Annotated in this window: 20 protein-coding genes; 17 read left to right on the plus strand and 3 right to left on the minus strand. The window is 68.8% G+C overall.

Features of this window, described 5'->3' with window-relative positions:
- Nucleotides 1-175: 175 nt before the first annotated feature.
- The gene (locus HS041_RS06230) at nt 176-373 is read left to right on the plus strand and encodes a DUF4229 domain-containing protein (RefSeq protein WP_196439530.1); all 198 of its coding nucleotides are present in this window, start codon (nt 176-178) and stop codon (nt 371-373) included.
- On the opposite strand, the gene HS041_RS06235 is transcribed toward HS041_RS06230, so the two are convergent.
- Nucleotides 374-1,627 carry a hypothetical protein gene (locus tag HS041_RS06235; RefSeq protein ID WP_230878445.1) on the minus strand — a complete coding sequence of 418 codons (1,254 nt, stop codon included), beginning with the start codon at nt 1,625-1,627 and terminating at the stop codon, nt 374-376.
- A 78-nt stretch (nt 1,628-1,705) separates the two neighbouring features.
- Here HS041_RS06235 and HS041_RS06240 point away from each other — a divergent pair, with 78 nt between their 5' ends.
- Nucleotides 1,706-2,434, plus strand: coding sequence for a demethylmenaquinone methyltransferase (locus tag HS041_RS06240; protein ID WP_196439531.1), 729 nt, complete (start codon nt 1,706-1,708; stop codon nt 2,432-2,434).
- Between the two features lie 85 nt (nt 2,435-2,519).
- Here HS041_RS06240 and HS041_RS06245 read toward each other — a convergent pair whose 3' ends face one another.
- Both HS041_RS06245 and HS041_RS06250 read right to left on the minus strand, forming a co-directional pair.
- Nucleotides 2,520-3,029 carry a hypothetical protein gene (locus HS041_RS06245; protein ID WP_196439532.1) on the minus strand — a complete coding sequence of 170 codons (510 nt, stop codon included), beginning with the start codon at nt 3,027-3,029 and terminating at the stop codon, nt 2,520-2,522.
- Nucleotides 3,022-3,402, minus strand: a complete 381-nt coding sequence (locus HS041_RS06250; RefSeq protein WP_196439533.1) for a hypothetical protein — start codon at nt 3,400-3,402, stop codon at nt 3,022-3,024. Before HS041_RS06250 ends, HS041_RS06245 begins: the two co-directional genes overlap by 8 nt.
- Before the next feature lie 409 nt (nt 3,403-3,811).
- On the opposite strand from HS041_RS06250, the gene HS041_RS06255 reads away from it, so the two are divergent.
- The 15 genes from HS041_RS06255 to nuoK all read left to right on the plus strand — a co-directional run bounded on the left by HS041_RS06255 (nt 3,812) and on the right by nuoK (nt 18,029).
- Entirely contained in the window at nt 3,812-4,699 is an 888-nt protein-coding gene (locus tag HS041_RS06255) for a helix-turn-helix domain-containing protein (RefSeq protein WP_196439534.1), read from the plus strand.
- A 65-nt stretch (nt 4,700-4,764) separates the two neighbouring features.
- Complete coding sequence (locus HS041_RS06260; RefSeq protein WP_196439535.1) at nt 4,765-4,959, plus strand: DUF397 domain-containing protein; 195 nt, start codon at nt 4,765-4,767, stop codon at nt 4,957-4,959.
- A gap of 195 nt (nt 4,960-5,154) precedes the next feature.
- Complete coding sequence (locus HS041_RS06265) at nt 5,155-5,355, plus strand: DUF397 domain-containing protein (RefSeq protein WP_196440801.1); 201 nt, start codon at nt 5,155-5,157, stop codon at nt 5,353-5,355.
- Nucleotides 5,356-5,603: 248 nt separating this feature from the next.
- Complete coding sequence (locus HS041_RS06270) at nt 5,604-6,905, plus strand: geranylgeranyl reductase family protein (RefSeq protein WP_196439536.1); 1,302 nt, start codon at nt 5,604-5,606, stop codon at nt 6,903-6,905.
- A 120-nt stretch (nt 6,906-7,025) separates the two neighbouring features.
- Nucleotides 7,026-7,385: an NADH-quinone oxidoreductase subunit A gene (locus tag HS041_RS06275; protein ID WP_196439537.1), complete on the plus strand. Its 360-nt coding sequence runs from the start codon at nt 7,026-7,028 to the stop codon at nt 7,383-7,385.
- Between the two features lie 4 nt (nt 7,386-7,389).
- Complete coding sequence (locus HS041_RS06280) at nt 7,390-7,941, plus strand: NuoB/complex I 20 kDa subunit family protein (RefSeq protein WP_184937870.1); 552 nt, start codon at nt 7,390-7,392, stop codon at nt 7,939-7,941.
- A 75-nt stretch (nt 7,942-8,016) separates the two neighbouring features.
- Nucleotides 8,017-8,694 carry an NADH-quinone oxidoreductase subunit C gene (locus HS041_RS06285; RefSeq protein WP_196439538.1) on the plus strand — a complete coding sequence of 226 codons (678 nt, stop codon included), beginning with the start codon at nt 8,017-8,019 and terminating at the stop codon, nt 8,692-8,694.
- Nucleotides 8,691-10,016 carry an NADH-quinone oxidoreductase subunit D gene (locus tag HS041_RS06290; RefSeq protein WP_196439539.1) on the plus strand — a complete coding sequence of 442 codons (1,326 nt, stop codon included), beginning with the start codon at nt 8,691-8,693 and terminating at the stop codon, nt 10,014-10,016. Before HS041_RS06285 ends, HS041_RS06290 begins: the two co-directional genes overlap by 4 nt.
- A 290-nt stretch (nt 10,017-10,306) precedes the next feature.
- Nucleotides 10,307-10,975, plus strand: a complete 669-nt coding sequence (gene nuoE / locus HS041_RS06295; RefSeq protein ID WP_196440802.1) for an NADH-quinone oxidoreductase subunit NuoE — start codon at nt 10,307-10,309, stop codon at nt 10,973-10,975.
- Nucleotides 10,972-12,258 (plus strand): NADH-quinone oxidoreductase subunit NuoF, encoded by a 1,287-nt coding sequence (gene nuoF, locus HS041_RS06300; RefSeq protein ID WP_196439540.1) that lies wholly within the window; start codon nt 10,972-10,974, stop codon nt 12,256-12,258. Before nuoE ends, nuoF begins: the two co-directional genes overlap by 4 nt.
- Before the next feature lie 226 nt (nt 12,259-12,484).
- A complete protein-coding gene (locus tag HS041_RS06305; RefSeq protein ID WP_196439541.1) occupies nt 12,485-14,908 on the plus strand; it encodes an NADH-quinone oxidoreductase subunit G in 2,424 nt (807 codons plus the stop codon).
- Between the two features lie 90 nt (nt 14,909-14,998).
- On the plus strand, nt 14,999-16,390 hold the full coding sequence (gene nuoH, locus HS041_RS06310; RefSeq protein ID WP_196439542.1) for an NADH-quinone oxidoreductase subunit NuoH: 1,392 nt from the start codon (nt 14,999-15,001) through the stop codon (nt 16,388-16,390).
- Complete coding sequence (gene nuoI, locus HS041_RS06315) at nt 16,377-16,892, plus strand: NADH-quinone oxidoreductase subunit NuoI (protein WP_196439543.1); 516 nt, start codon at nt 16,377-16,379, stop codon at nt 16,890-16,892. Before nuoH ends, nuoI begins: the two co-directional genes overlap by 14 nt.
- The gene (locus HS041_RS06320) at nt 16,885-17,736 is read left to right on the plus strand and encodes an NADH-quinone oxidoreductase subunit J (RefSeq protein WP_196439544.1); all 852 of its coding nucleotides are present in this window, start codon (nt 16,885-16,887) and stop codon (nt 17,734-17,736) included. The genes nuoI and HS041_RS06320 overlap by 8 nt, the downstream gene beginning before the upstream one ends.
- Entirely contained in the window at nt 17,733-18,029 is a 297-nt protein-coding gene (gene nuoK, locus HS041_RS06325) for an NADH-quinone oxidoreductase subunit NuoK (protein WP_196439545.1), read from the plus strand. The genes HS041_RS06320 and nuoK overlap by 4 nt, the downstream gene beginning before the upstream one ends.
- The last annotated feature ends 59 nt before the right edge of the window (nt 18,030-18,088 follow it).

An 18,088-nucleotide genomic window follows, 5' to 3' on the forward strand; every position in this document is an offset into this window, starting at 1 on the left:
GTTATCGACTGACTGCCCGATTGTTATATGATAGAGCCTCTTTGAGACTCTCGTGGGTGTTTCTTTACGTAACTGATGTGTTGGGAACACTAGCAGCGCTCGTGCCGGATGCGAAGAGCCCACTGCTCCGCGTCGTGCTGCCCACACCGTGGACGGCGTGCCGTAGCCTCGATGCGTGCATCCCGCTTTCGTCTACAGCGCATCTCGGCTCGGCCTGCTGCTTGTGAGCATCGGCGTGCTCTACCTGCTGGGCCTGCGTGAACCCTTCATCCTGCTGGTCGCGGCCTTCCTCGTCAGCGGCGTGGTCAGCTATGTCCTGCTGTCCAAGCAGCGCGACGCACTGAGCGCGCGGATCGCCAAGAATCGGGAGTGATCACGGCAACGGGAACATGCCGATCCGGGCATGGTACTCGCGGCCGAGCTGGATTGTGTCACTACCGACCAGTAATCCACCTGGATGGGCGAGAAAGGCTTTGACGCCGATTCCGCGCTCCCTGGTGGGATTCCATGGCAGGGCCCGACCGGTGACCGGATGGATCGCCCCGATCCCCTGCCGTTCCACTGCGCCCGGTCCTGCGGAGTCGCTGCCCCGCGGGTTGTCGAGCCAGCGCTGGTGCCCGCCCACGTAGACGGCCGTCCCGGTCACCGCGACCGAGTAGAGCGAGTCGCCGCCGGTGAAGTTCACCCAGGTGGGCCGGACGGTGCCCCGGCCGCGGGTCTCGAAGCGTGCGGCGGTGTCGCACATCTTCCGCGGCCCGCCGGGGCCGCCGCTCGTGACGACCACGAAGTAGCTGCCGTCGGGGGAGAAGTCCAGACCCCTGACGTAGCTGGGGAAGGCGGGCATGCAGTCCGCCGCGTACGCGTCGGTCCGCCAGCCGGCGACCCGCGCGCGCGAGGCGCTCACGTCGACGAGGCCGAGCTGGGGGCGGGAGAGTCCGTCGAGGGTGGTGAAACTGCCGTCGACCGCCAGCCGCCCTCGGCTGAGCGCCATCGCGTACACCTTGACCCGGGCGCTCCTCGGTGCTCCCGGTTTGATCGTGAAGTTCGGGTCCACGGCGCCGGTGACGGCGTCCACCCGGGCGAGAGCCGTACGGGAGACCCGGCCGATGTGGGTGAAGTCCCCTCCCAGATAGAGCCGGGAGCCGTGCCGGAGCATGCTCGTGACCGAGCCGCCGAAGGCGTGGGCGCCGAAGGTCGGCACCGGGGCGCCGTCGGCCAGCCGCAGACGGACCAGCTTGCGTGTCGTGCTCCCGTCGGTCGCCGTGAACCCGCCACCGGCGTAGACGGTGCCGCCGGTGCCCGGGGCGAGGGCGTGGACGGGGCCGTTGAGCTCCGGTGCGAAGTTCTGCAGGACCCGCCCCGTGGCCAGGTCGTAGGCGAAGATGTTGTCGCGCATCAGGACCTCGGAGTTGCCGGCGTCGCTCACCTCACTGAAAGATCCGCCGACCACCACCGTGCCGCCCACCAGGGCGATGGCGTTGACGATCCCGTCGAGAACATGGGGGGTGGTGTCCACCGGATTGGCCGAGACGACGCTGGGGTGTTCGACGGAGCCGGCTGCGGCGACGCCGCCGGGGACCGTCAGGAGCAGGGTCGCGGCCAGGACGGGAACGGTTCTGGCAAACATTCGCCAAGTTCTAGCAGACTCCTGGTAGTCACGTCGCTACTTTCCGTGGATTGTCCTGTCAGCCCTAGGCTTGTCCTCATGACGCGCGCTTCGCTGGACAAGCAACCGCACGAGGTCGCCTCGATGTTCGATCGCACGGCCCGGCGCTACGACCTGATGAACGACCTTCTCTCCCTGGGGCAGGACCGGTTCTGGCGCAAGGCCACCGCGGCCGCGGTCGACGCCGGCCCCGGTGAGCTCGTGCTCGACCTGGGCGCGGGCACCGGCACCTCGACCGACGCCTTCACCACGCTCGGCGCACGGGCCATCGCCTCCGACTTCTCGCTGGGCATGCTCCGCACCGGGGTCGAGAGGCGTGGCGGGTCGGGCCTGTCCGGTGGCGGGGTGCGCGGGGTCACCTTCGTCGCGGGGGACGCGCTGCGCCTTCCGTTCGCCGACGACAGCTTCGACGCGGTGACGATCTCCTTCGCGATCCGCAACGTCAGCGACACCGAGCAGGCGCTGCGCGAGATGCTGCGTGTGGCCAGGCCCGGTGCCCGTCTGGTGGTCTGCGAGTTCTCCCGCCCGACGGTCAAGTCCTTCGACGTGGTCTACACGCAGTACCTGATGAGGATGCTCCCCGTCGCGGCCAGGGCGGTCAGCTCCAACCCCGACTCCTACGAGTATCTCGCCGAGTCGATCAGGGCCTGGCCGGACCAGGCGGAGTTCGCGCGGATCATCCAGCGGGCGGGCTGGGAGAGGGTCGCCTGGCGCAACCTCTCGCTCGGCATCGTCGCCCTGCACCGGGGTTACAAGCCCGGCGCCTGAGTCCGGGAGCGTCCGACGGGTTCGGGCGTCAGGAGGCCCGTCGGGTCCGACCCGAGGCGCCGTTGCCTCGGGTCCTCTTCTGTGGCTACCGCCGGAACTCGATGATGAGGACGTGCCCCCAGCGTCCGTGGGGGCGGACGGTCACCTCGGTGGCGAAGCAGGCGACCTTGATCTCGGGGATGTGGTCCGCGAACAGTTCGAGGCTCATCCCCGTCCTGCACCACAGATACATCTCCACCCGGCCGTCTCGGTGCGGGATGGTGCCGAGCACCAGCGGCAGCCGGCCCTGCGGGGTCCTGAGCGGGGCCGTCAGGCACAGCCTCTGGAAACGATGCCTGACGACCAGGCCGCGCACCCGCTCTCCCGCCGCCCGGCGGGCCGGCGGGCAGCCGACCGCGGCGACGAGCGGCAGCAGGTAGACGGGGATCCACCCGGGCCGGTCGGGCAGCAGGGAGACCAGGGAGAGGAGCCCGGAGCCGGTGATGATCTCGACGCGCCAGCGGATGATCCGCCCGGTCCAGGCCAGCGGGCCCCGCGCCGGGAGGACGGGCGGGTAGTGACGGTGGCCCGGCCGGTGGGGCGGGCCGCTAACCATGGAAGCCGCCCGCGAGCCGCGGGCCTCCGGCCGTCCCCGCGAGAAGGGCCTTCCCTCTGCGGCTTCCGGTCCGGGTGAGGCGGTTCCCGGTGAGAACGCCTTTCCTGCCGGTCCTCCCCGTCGCGGTGAGGGGGGTGCCACCCTCGCCGCTCGGCAGGATCGGGATCTCCTCCTTGCCGCTGTCCGGGTCCTGGGCGGGCCGGTTGAACCGCGGGTCCCGGTACCGGCGGACGAAGAGGCTCGCCCTGGTCGCCTTCCAGCCGTTGCGCTCGGCGAATCCGTCGTCCTCGTCCCAGATCCTCTGGTCGGCCGCCTCGGTGAGGCGGTTCAGTAACCCCTTGCGGGGCTGTGGTGATGGAGTAGCGTTGGACATGTTCCACGGCTCCTGTTCCCGTCGCTGATGAGATGAGGGGGCTGCGGGATTCCGGGCGGATGGGTCGCAGCCATCCGCCCGTTCGCGTGGGTGCCCGGTCCGAGGCGGGGCCCGGTCCGAGGCTCGATCCGGAGGGGCCTGGTCCGAGGCGGGCCCGGGGCGGGGAGGATCCCGGCCGCGTGAGGACCGTGCGGCTCCCCCGATCGAAGATTTCTCGCCCCTCTTGGCCACGTGCACCTCTTGTATCGGTCCGGGGTACTACTGTGAGGGTGTCCCTCAGGGATGTTCGATGCAATTCCCGCTGGGATTACTTAAGGAATGCCCTCCGGAAGTTGTTTCAACCCTGTCGGTGAGGGTTGTGAGCTTGCGCAGCGGGTACCACTTGATGACTGTTCGTGAGGAGAGCTGAGTGGCGCGCGAAGTCAGCCCCACCGTCAGCCGACGCCGGCTCGCCGCAGAGTTGCGTCGACTCCGCGAGGACGCCCATCTCACCGGCGGCCAGGTGGCCAGGAGTCTGGGCTGGTCGACATCCAAGATCTCCCGGATCGAGAATGCGCAAGTGGGGGCGCAGAAGGACGATGTCGCCGCTCTGGCCGACCTCTACGGCTCGCCTCCGGAATGGCGCGACCTCCTGCTCGCCCTGTCGCTCGAGGCGGAGGAGCGGGGATGGTGGGAAGGCTATGCGGACGTGCTGTCGGAGTCCTACTCGACGTATATCGGCCTGGAGGCGGGCGCGGCTTCGATGGTGACCTGGCAGAGTCTCGTTCTGCCCGGACTACTGCAGACTTCCGCCTACGCGAGGGCGACGATGAGGGGGGGACTGCCTTTCGTCACCCTGTCACCGGGTAAGGCGAACCGGATGATCTCACGGCTGGTCGATGTCCGGATACACCGGCAGAGTTTGCTGGACGATGATCCGCCGTTGCATTTCTCCGCGCTGATCGACGAATCGGCTCTCCGGCGCCGGTACGGCAGCGAAGAGGTGATGCGACAGCAGTTGCAGTACATTCTCGAACTCGCGAACCGCCCTCACGTCGCCGTGCGCGTGCTCCCCCTCAGCGCCGATCACCGGGCGATACCCGACCGCTTCGTGCTTCTGAGGTTTCCGGAGAGGGAGCGGCTGGGGAGCCTGCACGGTGATGTCGTCTTCATAGAGAACGCCTATGACGCCTCCTTCAGGGAGGACGAGGATGAGACCTACTACTTCGATCAGCTCTTCCGGCAGATGATGGAGGAGGCCCTGTCCCCGGAGGAATCTCTCGCCTTGATCGCGAGGGAGGCGCACCGCGAGAACTGAACGTGAATGATTTTTGACCTTCCGGCCGGGGTATGTCCTCCTTGCTCTCAGAGCAAGGAGTGGTGATGGAGTCGGCGACCTCTGTAGAGATCGTGTGGCGCAAGAGCAGTCTCAGTGGCATGAGCAACGAGTGTGTCGAGGTCGGCGTCCTGGTGGACGGGCGCGTCGCCGTACGCGACTCGAAGGATCCGGAAGGGCCGTTTCTCATTCTGTCCCCCGGAACATGGAGTAATTTCCTTAAACATCTCCAATCAGCCTGAATCAGGGCGTGAGGTACCTGGCGTCTCACGCTTCACAACGAGGGAATCCATAAAGTTACCCCTCCGTTGCTGATATGTTACACCGAGTGTTATGGATCATGCTCGGAGTGAGGCTCGGCTCGTGTAGAAGAGAAGGGTTTCTTTCAGCGCACCACTGCCGAGCAGGCTCCGACCACCTGTGGAGACCGCGTGACCATGTACAGCCCGGACGACGTCTCCTGGGTGAAGAGCAGCCTCAGCTCCACGAACAACGAGTGCGTGGAGGTCGCCCGTTCCACCGGCGGGCCTGTGTTCGTCCGGGATTCCAAGGACCCGGCCGGTCCCGTGCTGGCCTTCGCGCCGGGTGAGTGGCGGGCGTTCCTGGCAGGAGTGCGGAACGCCGAGTTCGACGTCTGAGACCCGCTCGACCGAAAACCCCCGCAGCCGTTCAGCGGCCGGCGGGGGTTTTCGTGCGCCCGGCCTGGGCAGCGGCGAGGAGATCGAAGAGGGGGAGGCGATGAAGGTAAGTGATCGCTGAACCCGCCTGACATCAGGCCCCCGGAAGGCGTTAGACTGCCGCCCGACAAGTTTGTGAAGACCTTCACAAAGGAACGAAAGGCCCCTTACCCCGAGGCCGTCAAAGCGTGTAGGACAGGACAGGTCCCGTGACCGTGCCAGCCGCCCCACAGCGGAGTCTCGCTGAGGCTGACGCCGACGTCATCGTCGTCGGCGCCGGGCCCGCCGGGTCGACGACCGCTTTTCATCTCGCACAGGCCGGACTGAACGTCCTGTTGCTCGAGAAGACCACATTCCCCCGTGAGAAGGTCTGCGGCGACGGGCTGACGCCCCGAGCGGTCAAGCAGCTCATCGCGATGGGGATCGACATCAACGCCCCCGGCTGGGTCAGGAACAAGGGCCTGCGCGTCGTCGGCGGCGGGCTCCGCTTCGAGCTCGACTGGCCGGAGCTGTCGAGCTATCCCGATTTCGGCCTGGTCCGCACCCGCCAGGACTTCGACGAGATCCTGGCGGACAACGCCGTGCGGGGCGGGGTCCGGCTGCTGCAGGGCGTCAACGTCACCGGCCCGATCCTCGACGAGCGCAGCGGGCACATCGTGGGCGTGACGGCCCGTGTCGCGGACGGAAGCGATGGTCCGTCAGCGGGCCGCACCGTAACCTACCGCTCCCGCCTCGTGGTCGCGGCCGACGGCAACTCCACCCGGGTCTCCCTGGCGATGGGGCTGCACAAGCGCGAGGACCGCCCGATGGGCGTCGCCGTACGGACCTATTTCACCAGTCCGCGCCATGACGACGACTACCTGGAGACATGGCTGGAGCTGTGGGACGGCGACCAGCTGCTGCCCGGCTACGGGTGGATCTTCGGGGTCGGCGACGGCACCTCCAACGTGGGCCTGGGACTGCTGAACACCAGCGATTCCTTCAAGGGCATGGACTACCGTGACCTGCTCAAACGTTGGGTCAAGAACATGCCTCCGGAGTGGGGTTACACCGAGGAGAACATGACCACCCCGATCCGGGGTGCCGCGCTGCCGATGGCCTTCAACCGCCAGCCGCACTACACGCGGGGCCTGGTGCTGGTCGGAGACGCGGGCGGGATGATCAACCCGTTCAACGGGGAGGGCATCGCGTACGCGATGGAGACCGGCCAGATCGCGGCCGAGACCATCGTCCAGGCGCTGGCCAGGCCCACACCGGCCCAGCGCGAGCGGGTGCTGCGGGCCTACCCGCAGATCCTCAAGGACGCCTACGGCGGCTACTTCACGCTCGGCCGGGGCTTCGTGGAGCTCATCGGGCGGCGCGGGGTGATGAACTTCGCCACCCGCCACGCCCTGCCGCATCCCTCGCTGATGCGTTTCGCTCTCAAGCTGCTTGCTAATCTCACCGACCGGCGAGGCGATGCGTCCGACAGGATCATCAACGCTCTGTCCAAGGTCGCGCCACCGGCATGACCTCACAAAACATGCAAACCCGGAGCGAGCAGAGATGATCGCCCTGCCTAGACTTGTGAAACACACCACTGTGACGAGCTACGCGCCGGCGCGCGTGGAGATGGGAGAGGAGGCGTAGCGATGGAGCTGTACGCACCCATCCTGGTGCTCGCCGTTCTCGCGGCGGGATTCGCGATCTTCTCGGTGACGATCGCGCCCTTCACCGGACCCAAGCGCTGGAACCGCGCGAAACTCGACGCCTACGAATGCGGCATCGAGCCCACCCCCCAGCCGGTCGGCGGCGGGCGCTTCCCGCTGAAGTACATGATCACCGCGATGCTCTTCATCGTGTTCGACATCGAGATCATCTTCCTCTACCCGTGGGCGGTCGCCTTCGACCAGCTCGGGATGTTCGGGCTGGTCGAGATGGTGCTGTTCATCGTCACCGTGCTCGTGGCGTACGCGTACGTGTGGCGCCGCAAGGGCCTGGACTGGGATTAGGACTATGGGACTTGAAGAGAAACTCCCGAGTGGTTTCCTGCTGAGCACGGTCGAGCAGGTGGCCGGCTGGGCGCGCAAGAACTCGGTCTGGCCGGCCACCTTCGGTCTGGCCTGCTGCGCGATCGAGCTGATGTCGACCGGCGGTCCCAAGCACGACCTGGCCCGCTTCGGCATGGAGCGCGCCTCGGCCTCTCCGCGTCAGGCGGACCTGATGATCGTCGCCGGCCGGCTCTCCCAGAAGATGGCCCCGGTCCTGCGCCAGATCTACGACCAGATGGCCGAGCCCAAGTGGGTCATCGCCATGGGTGTCTGCGCCTCCAGCGGGGGCATGTTCAACAACTACGCGATCGTGCAGGGCGTGGACCACGTCGTCCCGGTCGACATCTACCTGCCGGGCTGTCCGCCGCGGCCCGAGATGCTCATCGACTCGATCGTCAAACTGCACGACAAGATCCAGAACATGAAGTTCGGCGCGCACCGCGCCAAGCAGATCGACGAGCTCGAACTGCAGGCGCTCCGGACGCTGCCGCTGATCGACCAGGGGAACGCCAAATGAGCCCCGGCGCGATGAGCGGGGCCGTCCGCGAGGCACGAGCGGCCCGCGCAGCGAATGAGGAGTGGTGAGCGACCGATGAGCACCGACAACCTCCCCGGCGTGCCGGAGGAGCCGGTCGCCCGCCTGGGCATGTTCGGGGCCCAGGACTCCGGTGACACCTCCGGTTACGGCGGCCTGGTCGTACGGCGGGCGCCCCGGCTGTCCACCCCCCGCCCCTACGGCGGCTACTTCGACGCGGTCGCGGACGCGCTGGAGCGCGCCCTCGGCGAGGAGCTCGCCGACGCGGTCGAGCGCGTGGTCGTGGACCGCGGCGAGCTGACCTTCCACGTCAAGCGCGAGCGCCTGCCGGAGGTCATGCGGCACCTGCGTGACGACCCCGCGCTCCGCTTCGAGCTCTCGCTGGGCGTCTCCGGCGTGCACTACCCCCACCTGGAGGGGGAGGAGCTGCACGCGGTGTACCACCTGTGCTCGATCACGCACAACCGGCGCCTGCGCGTCGAGGCGTCCTGCCCGGACGCCGATCCGCACATCCCGTCGACCGTGTCGATCTACCCGACGCACGACTGGCACGAGCGAGAGACCTGGGACTTCTTCGGGATCGTCTTCGACGGCCACCCGGCGCTGACCCGGATCATGATGCCGGACGACTGGGACGGCCACCCGCAGCGCAAGGACTACCCGCTCGGTGGCATCCCGGTCGACTACCGCGGCGCCGAGATCCCCCCGCCGGACCAGAGGAGGACCTACAAGTGAGCGCCCCCTACGACGAGGCGACCGAGGGCAAGGTGTACACGGTCTCAGGCAACGACTGGACCGAACTGGTCGGCACGCTCAGCGGCCAGCAGGACGAGCAGCTCGTCGTCAACATGGGCCCGCAGCACCCGTCGACGCACGGTGTGCTCCGCCTGGTCCTGAACCTGGACGGCGAGACGGTCACCGAGGCCCGCACGGTCATCGGCTACCTGCACACCGGCATCGAGAAGACCTGCGAGTACCGGACCTGGACGCAGGGGACCACGCTGGTCACCCGGATGGACTACCTCTCGCCGATCTTCAACGAGACCGCCTACTGCATGGCCGTGGAGAGGCTGCTGGGCATCACCGAGCAGATCCCCGAGCGCGCCCAGGCCATCCGCGTGATGACGATGGAGCTCACCCGCATCTCCTCGCACATGGTGGCCATCGGCACCTTCGGCATGGAGCTGGGCGCCACCACGCCGTTCCTCTTCGGCTCCCGCGAGCGCGAGATGGTGCTCGACGTGATGGAGTACATCACCGGCCTGCGGATGAACATGGCCTACATCCGGCCCGGCGGGGTCTCCGTCGACCTGCCGGCCGGCGCCGTGGACAAGGTCGCCGAGCTGCTCAAGGTCATGCCGAAGCGCATCAAGGACATGCGCAAGATGCTCGACGCCAACCCGGTCTACCTGGCCCGGACCAAGGATGTCGCCTACCTCGACCTCACCGGCTGCATGGCGCTGGGCATCACCGGCCCGATGCTCCGGGCCGCGGGCCTGCCCTGGGACCTGCGCAAGTCGCAGCCCTACTGCGGGTACGAGACCTACGACTTCGACGTCCCGACGGAGAAGACCGCCGACGTCTACGGCCGGTACCTCGTCCGGATCGCCGAGATGGAGGAGTCGCTCAAGATCATTGAGCAGGCCCTCGACCGGCTCTCCGGCCCGCTCAAGGGCGGCCGCGTGATGGTGGACGACAAGAAGATCGGCTGGCCCGCGCAGCTCGCTCTCGGTCCCGACGGCTTCGGCAACTCGCCCGACCACATCGCGCACATCATGGGCGGTTCGATGGAAGCGCTGATCCACCACTTCAAGCTGGTGACCGAGGGCTTCCGGGTCCCGGCGGGGCAGGCCTACGCGAGCGTGGAGTCCCCGCGCGGCGAGCTGGGCGCCCACGTGGTCAGCGACGGCGGCACCAAGCCGTACCGCGTGCACTTCCGCGACCCGTCGTTCACGAACCTGCAGGCCGTACCGGCGACGTGCGAGGGCGGCATGGTCGCCGACGTCATCTCCGCCGTGGCCTCGATCGACCCGGTCATGGGAGGTGTGGACCGATGAGCGGCGAGCCGACGAGTGAGCGGAGCGGTCAGCCGAGGGACGAGGCGGCCCGCGGAGCGAGCGAGGAGGGGAGCGCGACCCTGGGAACGGGCGGCGAGCCGACGAGTGAGCGGAGCGGTCAGCCGAGGGACGAGGCGGCCCGCGGAGCGAGCGAGGAGGGGAGCGCGACCTTGGAGACGGGTGGCGAGTCCGAGAAGAGTGCCGTGAGCTTCGCGAGTCACGGGGGGAGCGCGACCCTGGACCCCGCTGAGAAGGGGGTCGCGGTCCTGAGCCCGGGCGAGGAGGGGAGCGTGACCGCAGGCGGGAGCTACCCGCCGGAGGTCCGTGCCCGTCTGGAACAGGACGCCAAGGAGATCATCGTCCGCTATCCCAGGACGCGGTCGGCCCTGCTGCCCCTGCTGCACCTGGTGCAGTCGGAGGACGGCTACGTCTCGGACCGGGGCCAGGAGTTCTGCGCCGAGATGCTCGGCCTGACCAAGGCCGAGGTCGTGGGCGTGTCCACGTTCTACACGATGTACAAGCGCAGGCCGATGGGCGACTACCACGTCGGCGTGTGCATCAACACGCTCTGCGCGGTCATGGGCGGCGACCAGATCTGGGAGGAGCTCTCCGAGCACGTCGGCGTCGGCCACGACGAGGCGACCCCGGACGGCAAGATCTCGCTGGAGCGGCTGGAGTGCAACGCCGCCTGCGACTTCGCCCCGGTGATGATGGTCAACTGGGAGTTCTTCGACAACCAGACCCCCGCCTCGGCCAAGCAGCTCGTCGACGACCTCCGCGACGGCAAGGACGTGTCGCCGACCCGCGGCCCGAAGAAGCTGTGCACCTTCAAGGAGGCCTCCCGGGTGCTGTCCGGTCTGACCGACGACCTGGCCGGTGACGGCCCCTCGGCGGCCGGAGCCTCCCTGGAGGGCCTGAAGGTCGCCAAGGCCAACGGATGGAAGGCCCCTGAGGCATGACGACTCTCACTCCGGTCCTCACCGCGAACTGGGACCGGCCCGACTCCTTCAAGCTCTCGGGCTACGGGGAGTACGAAGCCGCGAAGAAGGCGCTGGGCATGGACCCCGACGCCGTCATCCAGACGGTCAAGGACTCCGGGCTGCGCGGCCGCGGCGGCGCGGGCTTCCCCACCGGCATGAAGTGGGGCTTCATCCCGCAGGGCGACGGCAAGCCGCACTACCTGGTGGTCAACGCCGACGAGTCCGAGCCGGGTACGTGCAAGGACATCCCGCTGATGATGGCCAACCCGCACTCGCTGGTGGAGGGCGTGATCATCACGTCCTACGCCATCCGTGCCAACCAGGCCTTCATCTACGTGCGCGGCGAGGTCCTGCACGTCATCCGCCGCCTGCACGCGGCCGTGCGCGAGGCCTACGAGGCCGGTTACCTCGGCAAGAACATCTTCGGCACCGGCTACGACCTCGAGCTGGTCGTGCACGCGGGCGCGGGCGCCTACATCTGCGGCGAGGAGACGGCTCTCCTCGACTCGCTGGAGGGGTATCGCGGTCAGCCCCGTCTCAAGCCTCCGTTCCCGGCGGTGGCGGGCCTCTACGCCTGCCCCACTGTGATCAACAACGTCGAGTCGGTCGCGAGTGTTCCCTCGATCGTCGCCAACGGCGCCGAGTGGTTCGCGGGCATGGGCACCGAGAAGTCGGCCGGGTTCGGCATCTTCTCGCTCTCCGGCCACGTCACCCGCCCCGGCCAGTACGAGGCCCCGCTCGGCATCACGCTGCGCGAGCTCCTCGACATGGCGGGCGGCATCCGCGCCGGCCACCGGCTGAAGTTCTGGACCCCCGGCGGGTCGAGCACCCCGATCTTCACCGACGAGCACCTGGACGTGCCGCTCGACTTCGAGTCGGTCGGCGCCAAGGGCTCCATGCTCGGCACCCGGGCCCTGCAGATCTTCGACGAGACGACCTGCGTGGTCCGTGCGGTGATGCGGTGGACCGAGTTCTACGCGCACGAGTCCTGCGGCAAGTGCACTCCCTGCCGGGAGGGCACCTACTGGCTCAAGCAGGTGCTCAAGAGGCTGGAGAAGGGTCAGGGCACCGAGGAGGACCTGACCACGATCACCGACATCGCCGACAACATCCTGGGCCGCTCCTTCTGCGCCCTGGGCGACGGCGCCACCAGCCCCATCCACTCGTCGGTGAAGTACTTCCGCGACGAGTACCTCAAGCACTTCGAGATCGGCGGCTGCCCGTTCGATCACGCTCCCTCCACGGCGTGGGGGTACAAGTGAGCGAGCGGAGCGAGCGAGCCAACGGGCACAGCAGCGTTCGCGAATGCGGACTCCGAGCCGTCAGGCGAGGAGGTCGTATGAGCGAGCGGAGCGAGCGAGCCAACGGGCACAGCAGCGTTCGCGAATGCGGACTCCGAGCCGTCAGGCGGGGAGATCGTATGAGCGAGCGGAGCGAGGGAGCCAATATGCACAGCACCTCGGTCATGGGGCCGACGGAGGAGGCGCCATGACGGTGGAAGCGACGACCCCGGCGCAGGCGCCGGTGGACCTGGTCACCCTGACCATCGACGGGTTCCAGGTGAGCGTCCCGAAGGGAACGCTGATCATCCGGGCGGCGGAGCTGCTCGGCATCCAGATCCCGCGCTTCTGCGACCACCCGTTGCTGGAGCCGGCCGCCAACTGCCGCCAGTGCCTGGTGGAGATCCCGGACGCGGGCAACGGCCGCGGCTTCCCGAAGCCGCAGCCCTCCTGCGCCATCGAGGTCGCCCCCGGCATGGTGGTCCAGACCCAGCTCACCTCCCCGGTCGCGGAGAAGGCGCAGCGCGGTGTCATGGAGCTGCTGCTCATGAACCACCCGCTCGACTGTCCCGTCTGCGACAAGGGCGGCGAGTGCCCGCTGCAGAACCAGGCCATGTCCAACGGCCAGGGCGAGAGCCGCTTCGAGGAGAAGAAGCGCGTCTTCGCCAAGCCGGTTCCGCTCTCGACCCAGGTGCTGCTGGACCGCGAGCGCTGCGTGCAGTGCGCCCGCTGCCTGCGCTTCTCCGACGAGATCGCCGGTGACCCGCTCATCGAGTTCTTCGAGCGCGGGGCCAAGGAGCAGGTCGGCACCGCCGACGGCAGGCCGTTCGAGTCCTACTTCTCCGGCAACACCATCCAGATCTGCCCGGTGGGCGCGCTGACCGGCTCCTCCTACCGGTTCCAGGCCCGCCCGTTCGACCTGGTCTCCACCCCCACCGCCTGCGAGCACTGCGCCAGCGGCTGCTCGCTCCGGACCGACCACCGCCGCGGCCGGGTCACCCGCCGCCTGGCCGGCAACGACCCGGATGTCAACGAGGAGTGGAACTGCGACAAGGGACGCTGGGCCTTCACCTACGCCACCCAGCCCGACCGGCTCAAGACCCCGCTCATCCGTGACGAGGACGGCTTCCTCGTCCCGGCCTCCTGGCCCGAGGCGCTCGCCGCCGCGGCCAAGGGGCTCGCGGCGGCCCGCGGTCGCGCGGGCGTGCTGGTCGGCGGGCGGGCCACGGTCGAGGAGGCGTACGGCTACGCCAAGTTCGCCCGGATCGCCCTCCACACCAACGACGTCGACTTCCGTGCCCGGCCGCACTCCGCCGAGGAGACGCAGTTCCTCGCGCACGCCGTCGCGGGCAAGGGCATCGAGGTGCGCTACCGCGACCTGGAGGCGGCCCCGGCCGTGCTCCTGGCCGGTTTCGAGCCCGAGGAGGAGTCGCCGATCGTCTTCCTGCGGCTGCGCAAGGCGTGGCGGAAGAAGGGGCTGAAGGTCTTCGCCGTCGCGCCGTTCGCCACCCCCGCGCTGGCCAAGGTGAGCGGCACGCTCGTCCCGGCGGTGCCCGGTGCCGAGGCCGAGGCGATCGGAGCCCTGATCTCCGGTGACTCGCCCGCCGCCGAGGCGCTCAAGCAGCCCGGCGCGGTCATCCTCGTCGGCGAGCGGCTCGCCACCGCCCCGGGTGCGCTCTCCGCCCTCCTGAGGCTCGCCGAGGCGAGCGGCGCCCGGCTGGCCTGGGTTCCGCGTCGAGCCGGCGAGCGCGGGGCCGTCGAGGCCGGGGCGATGCCGAACCTGCTCCCGATCGGCCGTCCGGTCGCGGACGAGGCCGCCCGCGCCGAGGTGGCCCGGGCCTGGAACGTCGCCTCGCTGCCCGACATCCCGGGGCGCGACACCTCCGCCATCCTGGCGGCGGCGCTGCACGAGGACCTCGACGCCCTCGTCATCGCCGGGTTCGACCCCTACGACCTGGCCGACCCCGAGGCCGCCCTGGCGGCCCTGGAGAACACGCCGTTCATCGTCAGCCTGGAGCAGCGCGCCAGCGCGGTCACCGACCGCGCCGACGTGGTGCTGCCGATCGCCGCCGTGGCAGAGAAGTCCGGCACGTTCGTCAACTGGGAGGGACGCGGCCGTACCTTCGAGGAGGCCCTGCCGGTCCCCGGGGTGATGAGCGACCTGCGGGCGATCTCCGCGATCGCCGACCACATGGACGTGCACCTGGGACTGCCGGACCCGGCCGCCGCCCGCCGCGAGCTCGCCTCGATCGGCGCATGGCGCGGCGCGCGGGCCGAGGCCCCGCGGGTGAGCTTCCGGGCGGGCGCCACCGCGCAGGCCGGCGAGGCCGTCCTCGCCACCTGGCACCGGCTGCTCGACGACGGCCGCCTCCAGGTCGGCGAGCCGTACCTCGCGGGCACCGCTCCCGTGGCCGAGGCGCTGCTGTCGGCGGCCACCGCGGCCGAGGCGGGCGTCGCCGACGGCGACAAGATCACTGTTACCTCCGGGCGGGGCTCGCTGAGCCTGCCGGTGCGGATCGCCGACCTGCCCGACCGGGTGGTGTGGCTGCCGGCCAACTCCGGCGGCTGCTCGGTCACCCGCGACCTGCGCGCCGTCGCCGGTGACATCGTCAAGATCGGAAGTGCCTCATGAGCATGGGCGGGAGAGAACCCGACGCAGTGAGCGAAGCGGTCCGCGAGGTGCGAGCGGCCCGCGCAGCGAACGGGGAGTGGTGAGCGACCTATGAACGCATGGTCTCTTCTCGCGGCCGCGCCGGCCGATCCGACCCTCGACGACTTCGGCAAGGATCCCATCGGGATCGTCATCTTCAAGTCCGCGGTCATCTTCATCGTCCTGATGCTGGGCGTGCTCTTCGGCGTGTGGTTCGAGCGCAAGCTCATCTCCCGCATGCAGAACCGGTACGGCCCCAACCGGGCGGGCAAGTTCGGCCTGCTCCAGTCGGTGGCCGACGGCCTGAAGATGGGTCTGAAGGAAGACCTGATGCCGCGGACCGTGGACAAGGTGATCTACTTCATCGCCCCGGTCGTGCTCTCGGTCCCCGCCTTCATGGCCTTCTCGGTCATCCCGATGGGTCCGAAGGTCAACCTGTTCGGCACCGAGACGCCGCTGCAGCTGACCGACCTGCCGGTCGCGGTGCTGCTGGTGCTGGCCATGGCCTCCATCGGCGTCTACGGCATCGTGCTCGCCGGGTGGGGCTCCCGCTCGCCGTACTCGATGCTGGGCGGCCTGCGCGCGAGCGCGCAGGTGGTCTCCTACGAGATCGCGATGGGCCTGTCGTTCGTGGGCGTGTTCCTGTTCGCGGGCACCCTGTCCACCTCGGGCATCGTCGCCGCGCAGGCGAGCGGGAACACGCTCTCGCTGGGCGGCCTCGACATCCCGATGCCCTCGTGGTACATGATCCTGCTGCTCCCGTCCTTCCTGATCTACATCGTGACGATGCTGGGCGAGACCAACCGCGTCCCGTTCGACCTGCCCGAGGGTGAGGGCGAGCTGGTCGGCGGCTTCCAGACCGAGTACTCCAACTCGCTGAAGTTCGCGGTCATCATGCTCGCCGAGTACGTCAACGTCTTCGTGGTCTCGGCCGTGTCGATCACCCTGTTCATGGGCGGCTGGCGGGCCCCGGCTCCGATCACCACCTTCTGGCCGGAGGCCAACACCGGCTACTGGCCGCTGCTGTGGTTCTTCCTGAAGATGGTGCTCCTGTTCGCCTTCTTCATCTGGTGCCGCGCCTCGCTGCCGCGTGTGCGCTACGACCAGCTCATGGCCCTCGGCTGGAAGATCCTCATCCCGGTCAACCTGGGCTGGATCCTGCTGGTCGCCACCGTGCGCGCCCTGCAGATCGAGGGCGTCGACCGGACCATGGTGATGATCCTGGGCGCCCTGGTCGTCGTCGGGTGCTTCGCGATCTGGCTGCGCTTCGACACCGTCCTGCAGCGGCGCAAGGAGAGCAGGGCCGCGCAGGTCGAGGCCGAGTTCGAGCAACTCCAGGCCGAGCCGGCCGCCGGCGGCTTCCCGGTGCCTCCGCTGGACCTGCCGCACTACCGCGGGGCGGCGGCGGCCATTGCGGAGACGCGCGCAAACAAGACAGCGGAGGTTCCCAGTGGGAGCAACTGATTGGCTCAACCCCATCAAGGGGTTCGGCGTGACCTTCCACACGATGTTCAAGAAGGTCGAGACGGTCAACTACCCCGAGGAGAAGCGGCCCACGGCTCCGCGCTTCCACGGCCGGCACCAGCTCAACCGCTGGCCCGACGGTCTGGAGAAGTGCGTCGGCTGCGAGCTGTGCGCCTGGGCGTGCCCGGCCGACGCGATCTACGTCGAGGGCGCCGACAACACCGAGACCGAGCGCTTCTCGCCGGGCGAGCGCTACGGGCGCACCTACCAGATCAACTATCTGCGGTGCATCCTGTGCGGCCTGTGCATCGAGGCTTGCCCGACCCGTGCGCTGACCATGACCAACGAATACGAGCTCGCCGACTCGACCCGTGAGAGCCTCATCTACACCAAGGAGATGCTCCTCGCGCCGCTCGGTCCGGGTATGGAGGCGCCGCCCCACGCCATGCGTCTCGGCGAGACCGAAGAGGACTACTACCGGCTGGGACGCAACAATGGGTGAGACCATCACGTTCTGGGTGCTGGCGGTCGTTTCCGTATCCGCCGCCCTCGGGCTCGTCTTCAGCCGCAAGGCGGTCTACTCGGCCCTGATGCTGGGTGTGGTCATGCTCTCGCTGGCCGTGCTCTACGCCGTCCAGGAGGCGCCCTTCCTCGCCGCGGTGCAGATCATCGTCTACACCGGCGCGGTCATGATGCTCTTCCTGTTCGTGCTGATGCTCGTCGGCGTGGACTCCTCCGACTCCCTGGTCGAGACGATCAGGGGACAGCGCTTCTGGGCGATCGTCGCGGGACTGGGCTTCGCGCTCCTGCTGGCCCTGGCGATCGGCAACGTGGTGTTCGGCCCGGCGGCGGGCATGGGCGGGGTCGTGACCGGCAGGGACGGCTACATGCCCGCGCTGGCCGCGGAGATCTTCACCAGGCACGTCTTCGCCTTCGAAGTCACCTCGGCGCTGCTGATCACCGCCGCGCTCGGCGCGATGGTGCTGGCCCACCGCGAGCGGGTCCGGCCCAAGGCTACCCAGCGCGACCTGGCCCGCGCCCGCTTCGCCGGTCCGCAGCCCTCGCCGCTGCCCGGCCCCGGCACCTACGCCCTGCACAACGCCATCGACATGCCGGCCCTGCTGCCGGACGGCTCGGTGGCCGCCACCTCCATCAACAGGGTGCTCGCCCGGCACGAGCTGGAGGAGGGCTTCGCGCCGACCGACCCGGAGAAGGCCGCGCTCATCAGGCAGGTCCTGGAGAAGGACGCGGCCAGGGACGCGGATCCGGTCGAGGGCGACAAGCCCATCCAGGTGAAGGACGCGCTCCAGGACGAGAACGCGCTTCAGGAGGAGGACGGCAAGTGACGACCCACTACCTGGTGCTCTCCGCGCTGCTGTTCGCGATCGGCGGCGTCGGCGTGCTGCTGCGGCGCAACGCGATCGTGGTGTTCATGTGCGTGGAGCTCATGCTCAACGCGTGCAACCTGGCGTTCGTCACCTTCGCCCGGCAGCACGGCAACCTGGACGGCCAGCTCATCGCGTTCTTCGTGATGGTGGTGGCCGCGGCGGAGGTCGTGATCGGCCTCGCCATCATTGTGATGATCTTCCGAACCCGCAGGTCGGCGTCCGTGGACGACGCCAACCTGCTGAAGTACTGAGGGGTGCCCGGTGCAATCTCCTGCTGAGATCGTCCAGCACTCCGGTGGGGTGATCGGGG

Source organism: Planomonospora sp. ID67723 (assembly GCF_015711605.1).
Taxonomy (GTDB): Bacteria; Actinomycetota; Actinomycetes; order Streptosporangiales; family Streptosporangiaceae; genus Planomonospora_A.